Source organism: Kitasatospora sp. NPDC056184 (assembly GCF_042268405.1).
GTDB lineage: Bacteria > Actinomycetota > Actinomycetes > Streptomycetales > Streptomycetaceae > Kitasatospora.
Genome location: NZ_JBHJUI010000003.1, coordinates 232,893 through 249,700, shown reverse-complemented (window position 1 = coordinate 249,700; position 16,808 = coordinate 232,893). Strand labels below are relative to the sequence as shown.

Annotated in this window: 22 protein-coding genes; 18 read left to right on the top strand and 4 right to left on the bottom strand. The window is 74.8% G+C overall.

Annotated elements, in window-relative coordinates; genetic code table 11:
• Nucleotides 1–18: 18 nt before the first annotated feature.
• Genes priA through hisF form a run of 3 tightly spaced genes read left to right on the top strand, consistent with a single transcriptional unit; the run spans nucleotide 19 to nucleotide 1,948 of the window.
• Nucleotides 19–744 (top strand): bifunctional 1-(5-phosphoribosyl)-5-((5-phosphoribosylamino)methylideneamino)imidazole-4-carboxamide isomerase/phosphoribosylanthranilate isomerase PriA, encoded by a 726-nt coding sequence (gene priA / locus ACFC0B_RS08835; RefSeq protein ID WP_376083996.1) that lies wholly within the window; start codon nucleotides 19–21, stop codon nucleotides 742–744.
• Entirely contained in the window at nucleotides 741–1,181 is a 441-nt protein-coding gene (locus tag ACFC0B_RS08830; RefSeq protein WP_376083994.1) for a Rid family hydrolase, read from the top strand. Before priA ends, ACFC0B_RS08830 begins: the two co-directional genes overlap by 4 nt.
• The gene (gene hisF, locus ACFC0B_RS08825; RefSeq protein WP_376083992.1) at nucleotides 1,178–1,948 is read left to right on the top strand and encodes an imidazole glycerol phosphate synthase subunit HisF; all 771 of its coding nucleotides are present in this window, start codon (nucleotides 1,178–1,180) and stop codon (nucleotides 1,946–1,948) included. Before ACFC0B_RS08830 ends, hisF begins: the two co-directional genes overlap by 4 nt.
• On the opposite strand, the gene ACFC0B_RS08820 is transcribed toward hisF, so the two are convergent.
• The 4 genes from ACFC0B_RS08820 to ACFC0B_RS08805 form a co-directional block, all read right to left on the bottom strand.
• Complete coding sequence (locus ACFC0B_RS08820; RefSeq protein ID WP_376083990.1) at nucleotides 1,908–2,675, bottom strand: Crp/Fnr family transcriptional regulator; 768 nt, start codon at nucleotides 2,673–2,675, stop codon at nucleotides 1,908–1,910. The two genes, hisF and ACFC0B_RS08820, sit on opposite strands and share 41 nt — an antisense overlap.
• A 58-nt stretch (nucleotides 2,676–2,733) precedes the next feature.
• Entirely contained in the window at nucleotides 2,734–3,519 is a 786-nt protein-coding gene (locus tag ACFC0B_RS08815) for a VOC family protein (RefSeq protein WP_376083988.1), read from the bottom strand.
• A 123-nt stretch (nucleotides 3,520–3,642) separates the two neighbouring features.
• Nucleotides 3,643–4,281 (bottom strand): TIGR03085 family metal-binding protein, encoded by a 639-nt coding sequence (locus tag ACFC0B_RS08810; protein ID WP_376083986.1) that lies wholly within the window; start codon nucleotides 4,279–4,281, stop codon nucleotides 3,643–3,645.
• Between the two features lie 29 nt (nucleotides 4,282–4,310).
• Nucleotides 4,311–4,943, bottom strand: coding sequence for a hypothetical protein (locus tag ACFC0B_RS08805; RefSeq protein ID WP_376083985.1), 633 nt, complete (start codon nucleotides 4,941–4,943; stop codon nucleotides 4,311–4,313).
• A gap of 167 nt (nucleotides 4,944–5,110) precedes the next feature.
• Here ACFC0B_RS08805 and hisI point away from each other — a divergent pair, with 167 nt between their 5' ends.
• The 15 genes from hisI to ACFC0B_RS08730 all read left to right on the top strand — a co-directional run bounded on the left by hisI (nucleotide 5,111) and on the right by ACFC0B_RS08730 (nucleotide 16,579).
• Nucleotides 5,111–5,482 (top strand): phosphoribosyl-AMP cyclohydrolase, encoded by a 372-nt coding sequence (gene hisI, locus ACFC0B_RS08800; protein WP_376083983.1) that lies wholly within the window; start codon nucleotides 5,111–5,113, stop codon nucleotides 5,480–5,482.
• Between the two features lie 96 nt (nucleotides 5,483–5,578).
• Entirely contained in the window at nucleotides 5,579–7,093 is a 1,515-nt protein-coding gene (locus ACFC0B_RS08795; protein ID WP_376083982.1) for an anthranilate synthase component I, read from the top strand.
• Nucleotides 7,094–7,146: 53 nt separating this feature from the next.
• Nucleotides 7,147–7,593 (top strand): hypothetical protein, encoded by a 447-nt coding sequence (locus tag ACFC0B_RS08790; protein WP_376083980.1) that lies wholly within the window; start codon nucleotides 7,147–7,149, stop codon nucleotides 7,591–7,593.
• 20 nt (nucleotides 7,594–7,613) lie between these two features.
• A complete protein-coding gene (locus tag ACFC0B_RS08785) occupies nucleotides 7,614–8,252 on the top strand; it encodes a TIGR02234 family membrane protein (RefSeq protein ID WP_376083978.1) in 639 nt (212 codons plus the stop codon).
• 162 nt (nucleotides 8,253–8,414) lie between these two features.
• Entirely contained in the window at nucleotides 8,415–8,663 is a 249-nt protein-coding gene (locus ACFC0B_RS08780; protein ID WP_376083976.1) for an HGxxPAAW family protein, read from the top strand.
• An 86-nt stretch (nucleotides 8,664–8,749) separates the two neighbouring features.
• Nucleotides 8,750–9,196 carry a DUF2752 domain-containing protein gene (locus ACFC0B_RS08775; protein ID WP_376083975.1) on the top strand — a complete coding sequence of 149 codons (447 nt, stop codon included), beginning with the start codon at nucleotides 8,750–8,752 and terminating at the stop codon, nucleotides 9,194–9,196.
• Between the two features lie 189 nt (nucleotides 9,197–9,385).
• Nucleotides 9,386–10,192: an indole-3-glycerol phosphate synthase TrpC gene (gene trpC / locus ACFC0B_RS08770; RefSeq protein ID WP_376083973.1), complete on the top strand. Its 807-nt coding sequence runs from the start codon at nucleotides 9,386–9,388 to the stop codon at nucleotides 10,190–10,192.
• Between the two features lie 10 nt (nucleotides 10,193–10,202).
• Nucleotides 10,203–10,352, top strand: a complete 150-nt coding sequence (trpM, locus tag ACFC0B_RS08765; RefSeq protein WP_376083971.1) for a tryptophan biosynthesis modulator TrpM — start codon at nucleotides 10,203–10,205, stop codon at nucleotides 10,350–10,352.
• Nucleotides 10,353–10,407: 55 nt separating this feature from the next.
• Nucleotides 10,408–11,667 carry a tryptophan synthase subunit beta gene (trpB, locus tag ACFC0B_RS08760; RefSeq protein ID WP_376083970.1) on the top strand — a complete coding sequence of 420 codons (1,260 nt, stop codon included), beginning with the start codon at nucleotides 10,408–10,410 and terminating at the stop codon, nucleotides 11,665–11,667.
• 2 nt (nucleotides 11,668–11,669) lie between these two features.
• Entirely contained in the window at nucleotides 11,670–12,479 is an 810-nt protein-coding gene (trpA, locus tag ACFC0B_RS08755) for a tryptophan synthase subunit alpha (RefSeq protein WP_376083968.1), read from the top strand.
• 219 nt (nucleotides 12,480–12,698) lie between these two features.
• Nucleotides 12,699–13,007, top strand: a complete 309-nt coding sequence (locus ACFC0B_RS08750) for a hypothetical protein (RefSeq protein ID WP_376083966.1) — start codon at nucleotides 12,699–12,701, stop codon at nucleotides 13,005–13,007.
• Nucleotides 13,008–13,095: 88 nt separating this feature from the next.
• Entirely contained in the window at nucleotides 13,096–13,587 is a 492-nt protein-coding gene (locus tag ACFC0B_RS08745) for a MauE/DoxX family redox-associated membrane protein (RefSeq protein ID WP_376083964.1), read from the top strand.
• Between the two features lie 67 nt (nucleotides 13,588–13,654).
• Entirely contained in the window at nucleotides 13,655–14,518 is an 864-nt protein-coding gene (locus ACFC0B_RS08740) for a DsbA family protein (protein WP_376083962.1), read from the top strand.
• A 164-nt stretch (nucleotides 14,519–14,682) separates the two neighbouring features.
• The gene (gene lgt / locus ACFC0B_RS08735; protein ID WP_376083960.1) at nucleotides 14,683–15,687 is read left to right on the top strand and encodes a prolipoprotein diacylglyceryl transferase; all 1,005 of its coding nucleotides are present in this window, start codon (nucleotides 14,683–14,685) and stop codon (nucleotides 15,685–15,687) included.
• A gap of 169 nt (nucleotides 15,688–15,856) precedes the next feature.
• The gene (locus ACFC0B_RS08730) at nucleotides 15,857–16,579 is read left to right on the top strand and encodes a VIT1/CCC1 transporter family protein (protein WP_376084383.1); all 723 of its coding nucleotides are present in this window, start codon (nucleotides 15,857–15,859) and stop codon (nucleotides 16,577–16,579) included.
• Nucleotides 16,580–16,808 lie beyond the last annotated feature (229 nt).

Below are 16,808 nucleotides of genomic sequence, written 5' to 3'. Positions count from 1 at the left end.
ACGGAAGAGTTGTAGATCATGAGCCGCCTCGAACTGCTGCCCGCCGTCGACGTCCGGGACGGCCAGGCCGTCCGTCTGGTCAAGGGCGCCTCCGGCACCGAGACCTCCTTCGGCGAGCCGCTCGCCGCCGCCCTCGCCTGGCAGAACGCCGGCGCCGAGTGGCTGCACCTGGTCGACCTCGACGCCGCCTTCGGCACCGGCTCCAACCGGGACCTGGTGCGCGAGGTCACCGGCACCCTGGACATCAAGGTCGAGCTGTCCGGAGGCATCCGCGACGACGCCTCGCTGGCCGCCGCCCTGGCCACCGGCTGCACCCGGGTCAACCTCGGCACCGCCGCGCTGGAGAGCCCCGAGTGGGTCGCCAAGGTCATCGCCGAGCACGGCGACCGGATCGCGGTCGGCCTGGACGTGGTCGGTACCACCCTGCGCGGCCGCGGCTGGACCAGCGACGGCGGCCAGCTCTTCGACGTGCTGGCCCGCCTGGACGCCGAGGGCTGCGCCCGCTACGTGGTCACCGACGTCAACCGGGACGGCACCCTGACCGGCCCGAACCTGCAGCTGCTGCGCGACGTGTGCGCCGCCACCGACAAGCCGGTGGTCGCCTCCGGCGGCGTCTCCTCGCTGGACGACCTGCGGGCGATCGCCGGCCTGGTCGGCGAGGGAGTCGAGGGCGCCATCGTCGGCAAGGCACTCTACGAGCAGAAGTTCACGCTCGGAGAGGCGCTGGAGGCGGTTTCGGGATGACGGAACGTCGGATCGTACGCGGCCGGGTCGGCGGGTTCTCGCACTGGGAGGAGGTCCTCGGCGCGTCGCAGGCGGTCGCCGCCGGGGACACCGTCCACGTCGCCGGAGCCCGGCCGCTGGTGGACGGCGTGCTGCACGGCGAGGGCGACCCGTACGAGCAGGCCCGGACCGCCTTCGGCAACGCCCTGGAGGCCCTGGCCGCGTACGGTCTGACGGCGGACGACGTGGTCCGCACCCGGGTGTACCTCACCCACGCCCGTGACATCGACGCGGCCGGCCGCGCCCACCAGGAGCTCTTCGGCGCGGTGCGCCCGGCGGCCGCCGTCGTGGTGGTGCAGAGCCTGGTCGACTCGCGGATCCTCGTCGAGATCGAACTCGACGCCCACCGCGCCGGACTCGCCGCAACCCTGGAAGCTCTGGAAGGCAATCAGCCGTGACCCTCGCAGTACGTGTCATCCCCTGCCTGGACGTCGACGCCGGCCGCGTGGTCAAGGGCGTCAACTTCCAGAACCTGCGCGACGCCGGGGACCCGGTCGAGATGGCCAAGCTCTACGACGCCGAGGGCGCCGACGAGCTGACCTTCCTCGACATCACCGCCTCCTCCGGCGACCGTGAGACCACCTACGACGTGGTGCGCCGCACCGCCGAGCAGGTGTTCATCCCGCTCACCGTCGGCGGCGGCGTCCGCGCCGTCGAGGACGTCGACAAGCTGCTGCGGGCCGGCGCCGACAAGGTCGGCGTCAACACCGCCGCCATCGTCCGCCCCGAGCTGGTCCGCGAGATCGCCCAGCGGTTCGGCCGCCAGGTGCTGGTGCTCTCGGTGGACGCCCGCCGCTGCCCCGAGGGCACCGAGACCGCCTCCGGCTTCGAGGTCACCACGCACGGCGGCCGCCAGGGCACCGGCCTGGACGCCGTCGAATGGGCCGGGCGCGCCGCCGAACTGGGCGCGGGCGAGATCCTGCTCAACTCGATGGACGCCGACGGCACCAAGGACGGCTACGACCTGGAGCTGATCAGGGCCGTGCGGGCGACCGTGTCGGTGCCGGTGATCGCCTCCGGCGGGGCCGGGAAGCTCGCCGACTTCGCCCCGGCGGTGGAGGCGGGCGCGGACGCGGTGCTGGCCGCCAGCGTCTTCCACTTCGGCGACCTGCGGATCGGCGAGGTCAAGGACGCGCTGCGGGAGGCCGGGCACCCGGTCCGCTGAGGTCCGCGGCGCCGTCGGCCAGCTCCAGCAGGCCGGGCAGCGAGAGCACGGTGGTGCTGCGCCGGCCCAGCCGGAGCAGGCCGAGGCCGGCCAGCTCGTGCAGGGCGTGGTGGACCCTCCGCTCGCCGGCCCCGGTCAGGGCGGCCAGCTCGGCCTGGGTCAGCCGCGGGCGGAGGGTGATGCCGACGCCGCGCGGGCCGGCGGTGCCGTACCGCCCGGCCAGGTCGGCGAGCTGACGGGCGAGCCGGTTCAGCACCGGCTCGGAGGCGAGGCCGACCAGTCGGCGGGTGGTGGCCCGGCCGCGGTGCACCAGGCAGCGGCTCAGCGCGATGCCGGCCGGGGCGTGGGTGCCCAGCCAGTGCAGCCACTCGGGCTGGGAGATCCGGCGCACGGTGACCGGTCCGGCCGCGGTCACGGTCGCCGAGCGGGGCTGCCCGTCGAGGGCGGCGGCCTCGCCGACCACGTCCCCGTAGGCCCGGACGTCCAGCAGGGCCGCCGCGCCGGCGGTGTCCTCGACGGTGGCCTTGGCGAAGCCGGTCAGCAGCAGGAGGACGAAGCCGCCGAGGTCCCGGTCGAGGATCAGCGTCTCGCCGTGGCCGTGCGCGCGCCGGGTGCCCAGCCGCAGGACGGCCCGCTCGGCGGCGAGCGCGGCGGGCGAGCCGTCGCGCCGCAGCTCGGCCAGCAGGGTGCCCTCGGGCCAGCCTCCGTCCGCTCCCGCGTGCTGCACGGCCTCACCCCCTGCGCCGTTCGTGAGGCTAGCGCAGGGGGTGGGGCGGCGGAAGCGGTCAGGACTCCTTCGGCGGCTCGCCCTTGATCAGGGCGAACGGGGCGCCGAACGGGTCGGCCAGCCAGGCGATCCGGCCGACGTCCGGGACGCTCTCCGGGCCCATCAGCACGGTGGCGCCGGCGCCGGTGGCCCGGGCGACCACGCCGTCCACGTCGGAGGCGCCGAAGTACGGCGTCCAGCTGGGCGGCTGGGCCTCGCCCATCACCGGGGCGATGCCGCCGAAGGCGGTGCCCCGCAGGTCGCCCTCGGCCGGGGAGAGCACCTTGTACGTCATGCCGGGCGCGGGGAAGTCCTCGGAGCGCCAGCCGAAGACCTTCCGGTAGAAGGCGAAGCCCGCGTCCACCGCGTCGGTGTGCAGCTCGGCCCAGATCAGCGCGCCGTCCTCGGAGACGACGTCCAGGCCGGTCACCGTGCCGGGCTGCCAGACCGCGAACCGGGCGCCCTGCGGGTCGGTCAGCTGGGCCATCCGCCCGGCGTCCATCACGTCGAAGGCCGGGACCCGCACGGTGCCGCCGGCCTGCTCGACGGCCTTGCCGGTGGCCTCGGCGTCGGGCGTGCGGAAGTACGCCGTCCAGGCGGACTGCGCGCCCTCCTCGGTGAGCGGGCCGACGGCCGCGGCCGTCCTTCCGTCCAGTTGGAGGAAGCCGTAGCCGCCGGCCTCCGGGCCCGCGGACCGGAAGGTCCAGCCGAAGACCGTCCCGTAGAAGGCGGCGGCGGCCGCCGGGTCCGGGCTGCCGAGGTCGATCCAGCAGGGGGAGCTGGCGGGGAAGTCGGTGGTGATCATGGTGTCGCGCCCCTTCGGGGGAGAGGGAGACGGTAACGACCGGCGGGGGGCCGGGCGGCGCCCCGCCCGGCCCTGCCACCTGCGAGTCTGCACCTCGCCACCGGTATCCGCAGCCGGGGGCTCCTACGGGATCGGCAGGACGTGGCGCAGCGCCTCGACGGCGTCCTCGGGGCCGTCCACAGTCAGCTCGGCGCGGGCGCCGCGGCCGAAGGCGAAGAGCACCAGCTCGCCCGGCTCGCCGGTGATCCGCACGGTCGGCAGGCCGGCGGGGCCGACGGTCAGGCTCCGGCCGTCCGGGCGGCTCAGCTCCAGCCGGACCGGGGAGCGGCGGCCCGCCTCCAGTCGGGCGATCAGCGGCAGCCGGCGCCAGAGCGCCTCCGCCCGGCCGGGCGGCACGGGCCGCGGCCCGGGGCCCTCGCCGGCCCGGGCGACGTCCTCGCCGTGCACGTAGTACTCGACGGTGTTGGCCGCCTCGTCCGCGCCGGGCAGTGAGAACAGCGAGAGCACCGGCGGGCCGGAGCGGAAGAGCCGGACCAGCTCCTCGTAGGGCCGGTCCGCGTACGACTCCTGCACCCGGTGGGTCCAGCCGGCCAGCGGGCCGATCCGGATGCCCGCGGCGGCGTCGGGCCGCCGCTCGCGGATCACCAGGTGGGCGGCGAGGTCCCGGGTGGACCACCCGGCGCAGAGGGTGGGCGCGTCCGGCCCGGCGGCGGCCAGCAGTTCGGCCAGGCGGTGGCGTTCGGCGAGGGCGTGGTTCGACATGCCCCCACCCTAGAGAGGTTGACGGCGGTTCAGCGCAGCCGGCCGGTGAGCTTGGTGGAGCCGGGCCGGTTGCTCGCCGTCAGGATGCAGGTGTAGTCGCGCCAGCCCTGCTGGTAGAAGGTGAAGTTCGGGCCCACCGGGTAGCCGTAGTACGGCCCGCCGCCGCCCTGCCGGGCCTCGGCGGCGGCCTGCGCGTCCTTGCAGCCGTCCCGCATCGCGTTGGCCACCTGGTAGTCGCCGGACAGGCCCTCCGGCAGCAGCTGGTCGGCGATCGCCTCGCCGTCGTGCTTCTCCTCGCAGGGGCGGGCCTCCGGCTTGGTGACCGTCTTGCTCAGCTGCGGGTGGTCGAGGCAGGCGCCGACCGGGAAGAAGGCGTACGGCACCGTCCTGGTGGGCGTCGGCGTGGGCGTGGGGGTCGGCGTCGGGGTCGGGGTGGGGGTCGGCGTGGCCGTGGTGGGGGAGGGCGGGGGCGGCTTGGGCGCCGGGTCGTCCTCGGGCCACAGCAGGACCGTCGCCACCACCGCGAGCAGGACCGCCAGCACCGCCGCGACGGCGATCAGCAGGCCCCGGGACGGGCGGGAGTCGGAGGTGCCCCCCGGGCGGGGGAGGTCGTCGTCGCCCGGCGGTTCGGCGGGCCCGGCGGCGCGCTGCTCGGAGGTCATGACCACGAGAATGGCGCAGACCGGGCCCACCCGGCAGGCGGTTGGAACAACTCGTTCGATCGGATGGTCTGTCCGGCCCGCGCCGCGCCCCTCGGCCGCCGCCCACCGGCGCGGTCGCGATCCGGACGGCGGCCCGGCCGGGCGGACCGGGCTGACACAATGGCCCCATGTCCACCACACCCGCCGCCCCCGGTTCCACCGCCCTGGCCGCCGACATCGCCGCCCGCCTCAAGCGCACCGAGGACGGCCTCCTCCCGGCGATCGCGCAGCAGTACGACACCGGTGAGGTGCTGATGCTGGGCTGGATGGACGACGAGGCACTGCACCGCACCCTCACCACCGGCCGCTGCACCTACTGGAGCCGCAGCCGCCGCGAGTACTGGGTGAAGGGCGACACCTCCGGCCACGTCCAGCGGGTCACGTCGGTCGCGCTGGACTGCGACGGCGACACCCTGCTGGTCAAGGTCGACCAGACCGGCGCGGCCTGCCACACCGGCGACCGCACCTGCTTCGACGCCGATGTGCTCCCGCTCGGCTGACCGACCGCTCGGCTGACCGCGTGCCCGGCTGACCGCGTGCCCGGCCGCCCGGCCGACCACCCCCTTCCGCCCCTCCGTCGTAAGGTGCCGCCCGTCATGGACCTCGAAGCCTTCCGCAAGCTCGCCGTCGACACCCGGGTCATCCCGGTCACCCGCAGGCTCCTCGCGGACGGCCTCACCCCGATCGGCCTCTACCGCAGCCTCGCCGACGAGCGCCCCGGCACCTTCCTGCTGGAGTCCGCCGAGCAGGGCCGCAGCTGGTCGCGCTACTCCTTCGTCGGCGTGCGCAGCGCCGCCACCCTGACCGCGGGGCCGGACGGCGCCGCCCGCTGGCTCGGCGCGCCTCCGGTCGGCATCCCCGCCACCGGCGACCCGTTGGAGGTGCTGCGCGCCGCGCTGCGGGCCCTGCACACCCCGCGCCACGCCGACGACGGCCTGCCGCCGCTCACCGGAGGCCTGGTCGGCTACCTCGGTTACGACGTGGTCCGCCGGCTGGAGAAGCTGCCCGACCTCAACCCGGACGACCTGGAACTGCCCGAGCTGACCCTGCTGCTCGCCACCGACCTGGCCGTGCTCGACCACGCCGACGGCACCGTGCTGCTGATCGCCAACGCGGTCAACCACAACGACCTGGCCAGCGGCGTGGACGAGGCCTACGCGGACGCCGTCGCCCGGCTCGACGCGATGGAGGCCGACCTGCTGAAGCCGGTCGACCCGGGCCTGGCCACCTTCACCCCGAGCGGCCCCGGCGAGGTCCGCTCGCCGTTCGGCGGGGAGCCCTACCGGGCCGCGGTGGAGGAGATCAAGGAGCGGATCCGGGCCGGCGAGGCGTTCCAGGTGGTGCCCTCGCAGCGGTTCGAGGCGCCCTGCCCGGCCTCCGCGCTCGACGTCTACCGCGTCCTGCGCACCACCAACCCGAGCCCGTACATGTACCTGTTCCGCTTCCCCGGCCCGGACGGCGGCGCCGAGGGCGGCTTCGACGTGGTCGGCTCCAGCCCGGAGGCGCTGGTCAAGGTCACCGACGGCGAGGCGATGCTGCACCCGATCGCCGGCACCCGGCACCGCGGCGCCACCCCGCACGAGGACGCCGAACTGGCCGCCGAACTGCTGGCCGACCCCAAGGAGCGGGCCGAGCACCTGATGCTGGTCGACCTCGGGCGCAACGACCTCGGGCGGGTCTGCGCGCCCGGCAGCGTCGAGGTCGTCGACTTCATGCAGATCGAGCGGTACAGCCACGTCATGCACATCGTCTCCACGGTGACCGGCAAGGTCGCCGAGGGGCGGACCGCCTTCGACGTGCTGACCGCGTGCTTCCCGGCCGGCACGCTGTCCGGGGCGCCCAAGCCGCGGGCGATGCGGATCATCGAGGAGCTGGAGCCCACCCGCCGCGGCCTGTACGGCGGCTGCGTCGGCTACCTGGACTTCGCCGGGGACTCCGACACCGCGATCGCCATCCGCACGGCGGTGCTGCGCGACGGCACCGCGTACGTCCAGGCCGGCGCCGGCGTGGTGGCCGACTCCGACCCGCACGGCGAGGACACCGAATGCCGCAACAAGGCCGCCGCCGTCCTGCGCGCGGTCGCCACGGCGAATACGCTGCGTAGGCCGTAGGACGCCGGCCCCCGCAGGGTCGCGGGGGCCGCGCAGCGGAAGGGACGAGCAGGATGCCGGACGCGCAGCGGCGGATCGTGACCGCCGCCAGGGAACAGCTGGTGCGGCAGCCGGGCGGCCACGGGGGCGTCCTCGCGGATGTGCGGCTGGACGGGCAGGCGGCCGCGCTCGTGCTGCTCGCCCCGGGCGCGGTGCCGGACCCCGCCGGGCACTACCGGGCGGTGGACGCACTGGTGGTGCTGGACGTGCTCCCGGCGCCGGAGCCCGCCGGGCGCCACCGGTTCCACGCCGCCGCGGGCGTCCCGCTGTACGTCGTGGTGGATCCGGGGCAGGGGTGCTGCACGGTGCACAGCCGCCCGCTGCCCGGCGTCGGGTACCGGGAGGCGGAGCGGGTGCCCTTCGGGAACGATCTCTTCCTGCCGCTGGGGGAGCGGACGCTGGTGCTGGAGACGGGCGATTTCCCCACCGAGCCGCCCACCCCGGGTGCGGCGGAGGGATGAGGGCGGGGGACACTGGAGCGGTGAGCGCTGAAGCCCCTACCGACACCGTGTCCGCCGACCCCGCCGCCGCCCCCGCGCCCGCCGCGGGGGCCGGGCGGCGCACGCTCGCGGTGATGCTGCTGCTCACCGCGCTGGGCGCGGTGCTGGTGCTGACCGCCGCCGGCCGGGTCTGGGCCGAGGGGATGGCGGGGACCCTGGAGGTCTCCGTCACCGGCGGGAGGATCTCCGAACTGCCCGCCGGGCTGGCGCTGGTGGCGCTGGCGGCGGCGGTCGCGGTGTTCGCGGTGCGCGGCGCCGGCCGGCTCGCGGTGGGGGCGCTGACCGTCCTGGCCGGGCTGGGCGCGGCGGCCTCCGCCGCGGCGGGCGCCGGGGACACCGCCGCGCTGGACTCCGAGGCGGCCCGCAAGCTCGCGCTGACCGGGTCGGCCGCGACCGGGGTCGGCCACACCGCCTGGCCCTGGGTGGCGCTGCTGGGCGGGCTGCTGCTCGCGCTGGCCGGACTGCTGACGGCCCGGTACGGGCGCGGCTGGCCGGCCATGGGCAGCCGCTACGAGGCGCCGACCGGCCGGGTGCCGGCGAAGCGGCGGGCGGCCGCCGCGGACAGCCCGGCGGACCTGTGGAAGGCGCTGGACCGGGGCGAGGACCCGACGGCGGGCTGACCTGCCGCCCGGGTCCGCGCGGCACTGTGACGCGATAGACCCGCCACCCCCTTTGGGGCGCCGGTGTGTGGCCCGGCACAATGGAGACGTCAATGGGACACGTCAACCCGTGAGGGGCCGAGCAGGCCCGGTCGGGCCCCGAGAGTGTAGGAGCACCATCCGATGGCAGCAGCAGCACACGGCCACAACCCCGCCGCCTGGACCGGCGTGACCATCGCCTTCATCGGCTTCGGCATCGCGGGCGTTGCGATGATCCTGCCGTCGGTGCTGCTCACGGTGGCCGGCCTGGCGGTCGTCCTGATCGGCGGCGTGGTCGGCAAGGCCATGTCGATGGCGGGCATGGGCAAGCAGCCCAGCACCATGGTGTACACCCCCGAGGAGCAGGCCGCGCTGGCCGCCGCCGCGGCCTGACCGACCGGCACCTCGCGCGAACGGCGGCCCACGGGCCGCCGTTTCGCTTCTCCCGCGCGGCCGCCGGGGCGGGCACAATCAGGGGCGTGAACGCCGCCCCCGCCCCCACCGCCGCCGCCCGGCCCTCCGCGCCGCGCCGGCTGGTGCCGCCGCTGGCCGCAGTCGCCGCCGTGGCCCTCCCCGCCGGGTACGTCGCCGCGGTGGACCCGAACGCCCCCGGGCACTACCCCGACTGCCCCTTCCTGGCGGCCACCGGCTGGTGGTGCCCCGGCTGCGGCGGGCTGCGCTGCGTGCACGCGCTGACCCACGGGGACCTCAGCGGCGCGCTGCACGACAACGCGGTGGCCGTGCTGCTGTTCGCCGTGCTGGGGGTGCTCTGGGCGCGCTGGCTCTGGGCGGCGGTGCGCGCCCTGCCCGGGCCCCGGCTCGTGCTGGGGGCCCGCCGCTGGGTGCTGGTGGGGCTGCTCGTCCTGGTCTTCACGGTGGTCCGCAACCTGCCGATCGGCGCCGGTCTGGCCCCGCCGCCGGTCTGACCGGCGCGGTGGCGACGGTGTGAAGCCGCAGCTCGCGGCGGTGCCCGGGGGTCCGTTCCGTGAGACGCGCGCCGGGCGGATGCGCTGTGCGCTCCCCCTTGCCGATACCATCGAAGGGCCGGAGGCCTCCTGGCCGTCCGGCTCCTCGCTAGCAGAACCAGGACTAGCAGACATGATGGGGGCGCCCGAGTGAGTGTGCTCGACTCGATCGTCGAAGGGGTCCGCGAGGACCTCGCCGAGCGGCAGGCCCGGGTCTCGCTGGACGAGCTCAAGGAGCTCGCCGCCAAGGCCCCGGACGCCAAGGACGGCGTGGCGGCCCTGCGCGGTGACGGCATCCGGGTGATCTGCGAGGTCAAGCGCTCCAGCCCGTCCAAGGGCGCGCTGGCCACGATCGCGGACCCGGCGTCGCTGGCGATCGACTACGCGGCCGGCGGTGCCGCCGCGATCAGCGTGCTGACCGAACAGCGCCGCTTCGGCGGGTCGCTGGCGGACCTCGACGCCGTCCGGGCCGCGGTGGAGACCCCGCTGCTCCGCAAGGACTTCATCGTCACCGCCTACCAGCTGTGGGAGGCCCGCGCGCACGGCGCGGACCTGGCGCTGCTGATCGTCGCGGCCCTCGAACAGCCGGCCCTGGTGTCGCTGATCGAGCGGGCCGAGTCGATCGGCCTCACCCCGCTGGTCGAGGTGCACGACGAGGAGGAGATCAAGCGCGCGGTGGACGCCGGCGCGCGGATCATCGGCGTCAACGCCCGCAACCTCAAGACCCTTGAGGTGGACCGCAACACCTTCGGCAACGTCGTCCACGCCATCCCGGACGGCATCGTCAAGGTCGCCGAGTCCGGCGTGCGGGGCCCGCTGGACGTGATCTCCTACGCCAACCTGGGCGCGGACGCGGTGCTGGTCGGCGAGTCGCTGGTGACCGGCAAGGACCCGCGGGCCGCGGTGGCCGACCTGGTCGCGGCCGGCGCCCACCCGGCGATCCGGCACAAGGACTGATCCCGCCGCCATGAAGATCGCCACCCGTCTCGCTCCCGGCTGCCGCCCGCGCGGCTGCCGCGCGCCCGCACGCCGGGTGCTGGGGCGGCGGGTGCGGTACGTCATCGGCTGCGAGCCCGGGCAGGTGCCGGGGCGGCGATGGCGCGGGACGTCCGGCTGAGCCCAGCCGACAGACGTCACCGTCAACCGTCGTCATCTTCCCGAGGGACTTCACCATGTCCGAACGGTCCGACAAGGACTACCTGCCCGGCGCCGAGGTGCCGGACGCGCGCGGCTACTTCGGCGCGTACGGCGGCCGCTTCATCCCGGAGGCGCTGGTCGCCGCCGTGGAGCAGGTCGCCGAGGAGTACGAGAAGGCCAAGGCCGACCCGGCCTTCGCCGCCGAGCTCGACGCGCTGCTCAAGGACTACACCGGCCGCCCCAGCCCGCTGACCGACGTCCGGCGGTTCTCCGCCGAGGCGGGCGGCGCGCGCGTCCTGCTCAAGCGCGAGGACCTCAACCACACCGGCTCGCACAAGATCAACAACGTGCTGGGCCAGGCCCTGCTCACCCGGCGGATGGGCAAGACCCGGATCATCGCCGAGACCGGCGCCGGCCAGCACGGCGTGGCCACCGCCACCGCCTGCGCGCTGTTCGGCTTCGACTGCACCATCTACATGGGCGAGGTCGACACCCAGCGCCAGGCCCTGAACGTCGCCCGGATGCGGATGCTCGGCGCCGAGGTGGTGGCCGTGAAGTCCGGCAGCCGCACCCTCAAGGACGCCATCAACGAGGCGTTCCGCGACTGGGTCGCCAACGTCGACTCGACCCACTACCTGTTCGGGACCGTGGCCGGCCCGCACCCCTTCCCGATGATGGTCCGCGACTTCCACCGGGTCATCGGCGTGGAGGCGCGCGAGCAGGTCCTGGAGCGCACCGGGCGGCTGCCCGACGCCGTCGTCGCCTGCGTCGGCGGCGGCTCCAACGCGATGGGCATCTTCCACGAGTTCATCCCGGAGGCCGGGGTGCGCCTGATCGGCTGCGAGGCGGCCGGCGAGGGCGCCGAGACCCCGCGGCACGCGGCCACCCTCACCAAGGGCGACCCGGGCGTGCTGCACGGCTCGCGCACCTACGTCCTGCAGGACGAGGACGGCCAGACCATCGAGTCGCACTCGATCTCGGCCGGCCTCGACTACCCGGGCGTCGGCCCGGAGCACGCCTGGCTGAAGGACACCGGCCGGGCCGAGTACCGACCGGTCACCGACGACGCCGCCATGCAGGCGCTGCGGCTGCTGTCCCGCACCGAGGGCATCATCCCGGCCATCGAGAGCGCGCACGCGCTGGCCGGCGCCCTGGAGCTGGGCCGCGAGCTCGGGCCCGAGGCCACCATCCTGGTCTCGCTCTCCGGGCGCGGCGACAAGGACATGCACACCGCCGCCGAGTACTTCGGCCTCTACGACGAGCCGGGCGCCGGCTCCGCCCACGGGGGTAAGTGACCATGGCTTCGAAGCTCAGTGGCATCCTGGCCGCCGCCAAGGCGGAGGACCGCGCCGCGCTGATCGGCTACCTGCCGGCCGGCTTCCCGTCGGTGGACGGCGGCGTGCGGGCGGTCAACGCGCTGATCGAGGGCGGCTGCGACGTCGTCGAGGTCGGCCTGCCGCACTCCGACCCGGTGCTGGACGGTCCGACCATCCAGACCGCCGACGACATCGCGCTGCGGGCCGGCGTGCGGATCAAGGACGTGCTGCGCACCGTCCAGGAGGTCGCCGCCGCGCACCCCGCCGCGGCGGTGCTGGTGATGACCTACTGGAACCCGGTGGACCGGTACGGCGTCGAGCGGTTCGCCGCCGACCTGGCCGCGGCCGGCGGGGCGGGCTGCATCCTGCCGGACCTGCCGGTGGAGGAGTCCGAGGAGTGGCGCAAGGCGGCCGGGGAGCACGGTCTGGACACCGTGTTCGTGGTCGCGCCGAGCAGCCGGGACAAGCGGCTGGCCGAGGTCACGGCGGCCGGCAGCGGCTTCGTGTACGCGGCCGCGGTGATGGGCGTGACCGGCAGCCGGGCGCAGGTCGGCGAGCTGGCCGAGGACCTGGTCGCCCGGACCAGGGCCGCCACCGAGCTGCCGGTCTGCGTCGGCCTCGGGGTGTCCACCCGCGAGCAGGCCGCGCAGGTGGCCGGGTTCGCGGACGGTGTGATCGTCGGCTCGGCCTTCGTGCAGCGGATCCTGGACGCCGACGGGGACGAGCAGGCCGCGCTGGCGGCGGTGCGCACCCTGGCCGGCGAGCTGGCGCAGGGCGTCCGCCGGCGGTAGGACCTCCTGTCGCCCGACGTCCCGACGGCCCGTCACCCCTCCGGGGGCGGCGGGCCGTCGCCGTCCCCGGACCCGTTCGACCCGTCCGGTCAGCCCGCCGACCCGAACGGGTGAACAGTGGCGGGCACGCGCACCAGCCGGCGGTTGGGCGGCGTTGAGTGGAGGGAGGAGTGCACGAGCGACGTGCCCGCGGGCCAAGCGAGCGGAAGGGGTCGGCCGATGCCCGGTCTTCAGCGAGCCGTGCTGCTGCGGGCGGCCGCGGCCGCGCTGGCGCTCGGCGCCGCGCTCGGGGCCCAGTGCGCGGTCGGCCCGGCGCTGGCCAAGCGGGGGGTGGAGCGGGCCGAGCGGGACGCCTTCGTGTGCGCGGAGGCGGTCCGGATGGAGGCCGCGGCGCGGACCGGCCGTGCGGAGGCGCCCGGTCCGCCGGACCTCGCCGACCCGGACCGGGCCGCCGCCGGCCGCTACGACCTCGACCGCTACGACCTGGGGTGGCCGCCCGGTTGCGACCCCGACCACCCTTTAGGGTGAAACGGCATCGGAGTGGACTGGCCTTCACTCCTTCGGCTTAACTCCGAAAACCGGAGAAACCCGGCGTCCGCATCGGCGTTCACAGGGCGTGACGGTGTTTCCCGAGGGGATGGTCCGGCCGGCCGGGCCGGTGGCGGAGTGGATCGGCACGGCCGCCCGGCTGGGCCTGGTCGTGGTCTGGGGCTGGGCCGGGCTGGCGAAGATCGCCGACCCCGCGGAGGCCGCCCAGGCGGTGCGTGCGTACGAGATCCTGCCCGAGTCCCTGGTCAAACCGGTGGGCCACGGGCTGCCCTTCCTGGAGCTGGCGCTCGCCCTGCTGCTGGTGGCCGGCCTGGGCGTGCGCCTGGTCGCGGCCGTGTCGGCGGTGCTGCTGCTCGCCTTCGTCGGCGGGATCGCCTCCGCCTGGGCGCGCGGCATCTCGATCGACTGCGGGTGCTTCGGCGGCGGCGGGGCGGTCGACGCCTCGCAGACCGAGTACCTGCAGGAGATCCTGCGCGACACCGGGTTCCTGCTGCTGGCCGGCTGGCTGATCCTGCGGCCCCGCACGAAGTTCTCCGCGGACGGCCGGCTGGCCGGCTGAACACCCGGTCCGCCGACCCGCCCCGCCCACCGCACCCCGACCCCCCGAACCTGGAATTCCAAGGCTGATGAGCGAGAAGAACCGAGAAGACAAGCGCACCGCCCGTGAGCGGATGCTGGCGGAACGGGCCGAGGACGAGGTCCGCGGCCGGCGGCGGAGGAAGCTGATCATCGGCGGCGTGGCCCTCGCGGTGATCGCCGCCGCCGTGGTCACCGGCGTGGTGGTGCAGGACCAGCGCTCCACCCCGGAGACCCCCAACGCCGCCCCGGCCGGCACGATCGGGGACAAGAACCTGATCGTCCCGGTGGGCTCGGACAACGCGCCCTCCGTCCTCACCGTCTACGAGGACCCGCGCTGCCCCGCCTGCGGCATCTTCGAGCGGGAGTTCTCGCCCACCATCAGCCAGCTGGAGGACGCCGGCAAGATCTTCACCAACTACCACATCGTCTCGTTCATCGACCGGGCCGTGCCGGGCAAGGGCTCCAAGTACGCCGCCAACGCGCTGGGCTGCGCCCAGGACGCCGGGCACTTCCGCGACTACCACGACGTCCTCTACCGCAACCAGCCGGACGAGACCAACGACGCCTTCGGGAACAAGGCGACCCTGATCAACCTCGCCAAGCAGGTCGACGGCCTGGTCACGCCGGCCTTCGAGGCCTGCGTCAACGACCTGGAGTTCAGCGACTGGGTGTCGGCCGTGCAGCAGGACTTCGACAAGTCCAACTTCAAGTCCACGCCGACGGTGCTGCTCAACGGGCAGCCGATCTACCCGAAGTTCAACAACGAGGAGATCACTCCGGCCAACCTGGTGGCGTGGGTGGACGCCGCGAACCAGGGCAAGCCGCTGGGCACCCCGGGCACCCACGGCCAGTCGCCGGCGCCCACCAGCACCGCCTCCGAGTCGAACAACCCCTCGCCCAACGCCGGCTGAACCGGCCGCGTACGCTGCGGGGTGGCTGCCGCCCCCTCCCCGTCCGGAGGGGGCGGCGAGCGCCGCTCCGGGGCCCGTCCCGGGCCCGCGCAGCGATCTGTGCCCGACTGTGACCCGCCGGGGTGCCCTGGACGGGCCGCCGACCCTGTAGCGTCGGAGCTGCCATGGATATCGCCTACATTCCCAGCCCGTCGCGGGGTGTCCTGTACCTCGGACCGATCCCGCTGCGCGCCTACGCCTTCTGCATCATCCTCGGTGTCGTCGTGGCCGTCTGGCTCGGCAGCAAGCGCTGGGTCGCCCGGGGCGGTGGCCGACACACCGTCGGGGACATCGCCGTCTGGGCCGTGCCGTTCGGCCTGGTCGGCGGTCGGCTGTACCACGTGATCACCGACCACCAGCTGTACTTCGGCGAGGGGAAGAACCCCTGGAACGCCTTCAAGATCTGGGAGGGCGGCCTCGGCATCTGGGGCGCGATCGCGCTGGGCGCGGTCGGCGCCTGGATCGGCGCCCGCCGCCGCGGCGTCCCGCTGCCCGCCTACGCGGACGCGATCGCCCCGGGCATCGTGCTCGCCCAGGCGCTCGGCCGCTGGGGCAACTGGTTCAACCAGGAGCTGTACGGCCGGGAGACCACCCTGCCGTGGGGCCTGGAGATCACCAGGACGCTGCCCGACGGCCAGGTGGTCACCACGATCCACCACCCGACCTTCCTCTACGAGTCGCTCTGGTGCGTGGGCGTCGCCGTGCTGGTGATCTGGGCGGACAAGCGGTTCACCCTGGGCCACGGGCGGGCCTTCGCGCTGTACGTGGCCGGGTACACGGCGGGCCGGTTCTGGACCGAGTGGCTGCGGGTCGACGAGGCGCACCACATCCTGGGCCTGCGGCTGAACGACTGGGTGGCGATCGTCGTCTTCGTCGGCGCCGTGGCGTACTTCGTGATCGTCGGCAAGAAGCGGCCCGGCCGGGAGGACCCGGCGAGCATCGATCCGATGGCGCGCGCCGAGGCGGAGGCCGCGGCCGGGACCGGGACCTCGGGCGAGGAGCCGGGCGACCTGCCGAAGGGCGACGTGCCGAAGGGCGATCTGCCGAGGACGGAGCGGGACGGCAAGCCCGCCGACGGGCTCGCCGAGAAGCTCGACAAGCTGGAGAAGGGCGCCAAGCACCCCGCCTGACCTGCGCCGCCGCTCGCCACCGGCCGCCCTCCGCCCCGTGCGGAGGGCGGCCGGAGTCATGTTCGGACAGCCTTACTTTGCTGGAAATGCCCAGCTCAAGAGGGCTACGGTCATGCCGTAAGGCGATCGGACCAAGGGACGGAGGGGAACGGCCGTGACTGCGACCGCCCTGGAGCACGAGACCGGACAGCACCCCCGGATACCCGCCGCCGGGCACCACCGGGACGTCAACGGCGGCTGGCTGCGGCCGGCGGTGTTCGGGGCGATGGACGGCCTGGTCTCCAACTTCGCACTGATGACCGGCGTCGTCGGCGGCGCCGTCTCCACCAGCACCGTGGTGCTCACCGGCCTCGCCGGACTGGCGGCCGGCGCCTGCTCGATGGCGGCGGGCGAGTACACCTCGGTGGCCTCCCAGCGGGAGCTGGTGCAGGCCGAGATCGAGGCCGAGCGGCTGGAACTGCGCCGCAACCCGCACGGCGAGCTGGCCGAGCTGGCCCAGCTGTACATCGAGCGCGGGGTGGACCCGAAGCTGGCCCACGAGGTGGCGCGGCAGCTGTCCGCCGACCCGGAGCAGACGCTGGAGATCCACGCCCGGGAGGAGCTGGGCGTCGACCCCAACGACCTGCCCTCGCCGTGGGTGGCGGCCGGTTCCTCGTTCGTCTGCTTCGCGGTCGGCGCGCTGCTGCCGCTGCTGCCGTACCTGCTGGGCGCGACCTCGCTGCTGCCGGCGCTGCTGGTCGCGGCGGCCGGGCTGTTCGTCTGCGGCGCGGTGGTGGCCCGGGTGACGGCGCGCAGCTGGTGGTACAGCGGTCTGCGGCAGCTGGTGCTGGGCGGGGTGGCGGCCGGGGTGACCTATCTGCTGGGAGCGCTGATCGGCGGGCAGATCGGCTGACGGCCGGCCCGACCGAGGGGCCGGGCGGGGTCGCCGAGCGGTGTGCCGTTGCATTGTTATGCGCTCGAACGGGTGAGGTTGCACACACGGCGGCCCGGCCGCGCCTGGCCTTGTCTCGCGATGTGGGCTCATTGGCCGAAGAATCGCATCCGCGGATCGATTTCCGAGATGGAATCGCAGGCCGCTTTGATCGACTTCGATGACCGCGCGATGTCGCCCCTGTTTCAGG